General features: G+C 69.0%; 4 protein-coding genes. 1 reads left to right on the plus strand and 3 read right to left on the minus strand.

Annotation, left to right across the window (positions count from 1 at the left end; translation table 11 throughout):
• Positions 1-146, plus strand: a 146-nt coding sequence (locus tag ACFWF3_RS28365; RefSeq protein ID WP_379316533.1) for a gamma-glutamylcyclotransferase, incomplete at its 5' end; no start/stop codon positions are given.
• 97 nt (positions 147-243) lie between these two features.
• Here ACFWF3_RS28365 and ACFWF3_RS28370 read toward each other — a convergent pair.
• The 3 genes from ACFWF3_RS28370 to ACFWF3_RS28380 form a co-directional block, all read right to left on the minus strand.
• Positions 244-1,407, minus strand: a complete 1,164-nt coding sequence (locus ACFWF3_RS28370; protein ID WP_378995494.1) for a M20 family metallopeptidase — start codon at positions 1,405-1,407, stop codon at positions 244-246.
• 125 nt (positions 1,408-1,532) lie between these two features.
• On the minus strand, positions 1,533-2,735 hold the full coding sequence (locus tag ACFWF3_RS28375; RefSeq protein WP_378995372.1) for a M20 family metallopeptidase: 1,203 nt from the start codon (positions 2,733-2,735) through the stop codon (positions 1,533-1,535).
• Positions 2,736-2,784: 49 nt separating this feature from the next.
• Entirely contained in the window at positions 2,785-3,486 is a 702-nt protein-coding gene (locus ACFWF3_RS28380) for an enoyl-CoA hydratase-related protein (protein ID WP_378995370.1), read from the minus strand.
• Positions 3,487-3,600: the final 114 nt, after the last annotated feature.

Consider the following 3,600-nt stretch of genomic DNA (forward strand, 5'->3'; position numbering starts at 1 on the left):
ACGTCCTGGACGCCTACGAAGGCGGCCTCCCCTCGGCCCGCTACATCGGCGTCATCGCCGACGCGGCCGAAAAGGCAGGCGCCCCAGAGGACTACGTCCACGCCCTGCGCACCCGCAACAGCAAGAACGTCGGGCCCGGCGCCTGAGCTGTTCCGCCGCCCCGAATAGTAAAGCCGGACCCGCCGGCCGCTGACGTCGTGTCGGCGGCCGGCGGTCGTGAGTCAACTGGGTCAGCCCGTACTGCTATGCCTGCAGGACGATGTTCGTCAACGTCCGAACACCCACGGCCAAAGCGCGCTCGTCGATGTCGAAGGTCGGCTGGTGCAGGTCCAGCTGTTCGCCGACGCCGGACCAGACACCCAGCCTGGCCATCGCGCCGGGCACTTCCTCCAGGTACCAGGAGAAGTCCTCGCCGCCGCCCGACTGCGGGGTGTCGGCCAACGCGTCCTCGCCCATCCCCAGGATCGCGTTCTCGAACATCAGCGCCGACGTCGGATCGTTGACCACCGGCGGCACACCACGCTTGTAGTTGAGCTGGTAGCGCACGCCCGTCGGCGCGAGCAACCCGTCGACGATCTCGCGGACCAGCGGTTCCAGCAGCAGCCAGGTGGCGTGATCACCGGTACGCACGGTGCCCGTGAGCATGCCCGTCTGCGGAATCGCGTTGGGCGCCTTGCCCGCGCTCACCGCACCCCAGACCATGATCGTGCTGGTTCGAGGATCGACGCGGCGGCTCAGCAATCCGGGCAACCCCGTGATGACGGTGCCGATCGCGTAGACCAGGTCGCTGGTCAGATGCGGGCGCGAGGTATGCCCACCGGGCGAATCGAGCACCAACTCGACCGTGTCGGCCGCCGACGTGATGGCCCCGGTTCGTACCCCGACCTTGCCGACCTCCAGACGCGGATCGCAGTGCAGCGCGAAGATCCGGTCGACCCCGGTCATCCCACCGGCCGCGACCACATCGAGCGCACCACCGGGCATCACTTCCTCGGCGGGCTGGAACACCAACCGCACCCCGACCGGCAGCTTGTCCTGTGCCTCGGCCAGCGCGAGACCGGCACCGAGCAGCACCGTGGTGTGCGCGTCGTGCCCGCAGGCATGCGACACGCCGGGCACCGTCGAGGCGAAGGTCAGACCGGTGAACTCCTGCATCGGCAGCGCGTCCATGTCGGCGCGCAAGGCGATCCGCGGCCGATCGGTGGGGCCGAAGTCGCAGATCAACCCGGTGCCGCCCGGCAGCACCTCCCAGGTCAGCCCGGCCTTGGTGAGCCAGCCCGACACGAACTCGGTGGTGGTGAACTCCGCCCGCGACAACTCGGGGTTGGCGTGGATATGTCTGCGCCATTGCACCAGGTCGCCGGTGTGCTCGGCCAGCCATGCGTCAACGATCTCGGTTCCCGACATCAGAGTTGGTTCGGTGTCCGGCGTGGTCGGACACGCTGCGGTCTCACGCGCCATCGAGTGGGTACCCACACCCATCGATAGCGCGTCGGAGCCTGCGCGTGCGGTGCCCGGATGGCCGGAAATGGTCACCGAATGTCCTCCTGTCGTTCGATCAGCCGTTGCAACAACCTGTCCCTGTGTACTTCATCGCCCGCGATAGCGACAGCGGTACGCGCCAGCGCCAGCGCGCCGTCGAGCACCGCCCGGTCCGCCGAGGCGTTCACCGCGGCGGCGGCGAACGCGGGCTGGTGGGTTGCCGCACCGCCCGCGTCGATGCCGATCACCGGGTGGATACCGGGGACGACGTTGGTGACGTTGCCCATGTCGGTGCTCCCGAGCGGCCGCAACACCTCGAACTCGGGCGCGATCGGCACCCGTCCCAGTCCGGTGATCTGCGCGCGGTAGGCAGCGGAAAGAACCGGATCGGGGGTGAGCTCGGTATAGGTGGGCGCGAGCGTCCGTATGTCGTGGGTGCAGCCGGTCGCCAGGGCGCCCGCTTCGAAACACGCCTTCGCTCGCCGCATCAGGTCGTCGAGGGAGCCGGAATCCGCCGCGCGGAGGTAGTACAGCAACTCCGCGCGTCCGGGCACGATGTTGGGGGCTACGCCACCGTCGGACACTATACCGTGCAGCTGCTGGCCGGGTCGCAAATGCTGACGTAGCAAGCCGACAGCAACCTGGGTCAGGGTTACCGCGTCGCCGGCGTTGCGGCCCAGTTCGGGCGCGGCGCTGGCATGCGCCTCGCGGCCGTGGAAGACGATGGCGAGGTCGGCCAATGCCAGTGAGCGCGCGCCGACGATGTCGGCAGGCCCAGGATGAACCATCATCGCCATCGCGATGTCGTCGAAGGCGCCCGCTTCCAGCATGAGCACCTTGCCGCCGCCGCTCTCCTCCGCGGGCGTACCGAGCACCACCACGGTCAGGCCGAGCGCGTCGGCCACGGCGGCCAGCCCGATGGCCGCGCCGACAGCGGACGCGGCGATGATGTTGTGCCCGCAGGCGTGCCCGATCTCGGGCAGCGCGTCGTATTCGGCGCAGATGCCGACGGTGAGCGGGCCGCTGCCGTACACCGCGCGAAACGCCGTCGACAGCCCGGCGACGCCCGTCGTGACGGCGAATCCGCGCTCGACCAGCGGCGCGAGGACCTTCGCGACGCTACGCGTTTCGGCGAAGGCCAGCTCCGGTTCGGCGTGAATCGCGTGCGAGAGCCCGATCAGCTCGTCCGAGGCAGCGACAATCGCGGCGTCGGAGGCGGTGGCTGTGAGTTCGCCGGTGCGCGAGGGTGCCATACCCCCAGTCTTGCATCAGTGCCCGACAGCGGCGCACCGGCGAGCGAGGTCAGTTGCCGAAGGGAAGGTTCTCCGGGGTGACCGGCGTGGCCAGCGCGGCGAGCGTCTCGGCGTGCAGCGCGGTCTTGATTATCGGGGTGATCGGCTTGCGCAGGCTGGTGAGCGCGGCGGCGCGGGCGATCGCGGCGGGCAGCACCTCGTCGGCGTCGGCCTTGGCATCGGCGATGCCGGCGGCGATGGCCTCGTCGGCACCGAAACGGTGCCCGGTGGTCATCGCCTGGACGCACACCTGGTTGCTCAGGCGACCCTTCAGCAAGCCGTTCATGCCGATCGTGAACGGCATGCCCAGATGCACCTCGGGCAGCGACCAGAAGCCGCGGTCACCGCGCATCACGCGGAAATCGTGGGACGTGGCCAGCATGGCGCCCGCGCCGAACGCGTGGCCGTTGACCGCGGCGATCGTGGGCATCGGGAAGGTCAGCAGGCGGGTGTAGAGCGAGTGCACCCGGTCGAGGTAGCCGTGGATCTTGTCCAGGTTGCCGAAGACGTAATCGGTGTCGAGGCCGTTGCTGTAGTACTTACCGGTCGCGACGGTGACCAGCGCGGCCGCACCTTCGGACGCCTCGACCTCGTCGAGTGCGGCGTGGAAGGCATCGATCCAGTCCGGCGAGAAACGGTTCTCGTTGTCTGTCTCACCCTCGTTGCCGAGGTACAGGACGAAAACATCACCAGAGCGCTCCAAATACGGCATGCAGGGGAGAATAGTCCGGACCTGAACCCTCCCCTACTCGCGGGTAGGCACCTTCCCGGCCCGCACGACCCGACCTCGAGGAGGGTCCGCCGCGCAGCGGCGGTTCGCGGCCGT

Origin of the sequence: Nocardia sp. NPDC060220, from assembly GCF_042727815.1 — a bacterium.
In the GTDB taxonomy this organism is placed as follows: domain Bacteria; phylum Actinomycetota; class Actinomycetes; order Mycobacteriales; family Mycobacteriaceae; genus Nocardia.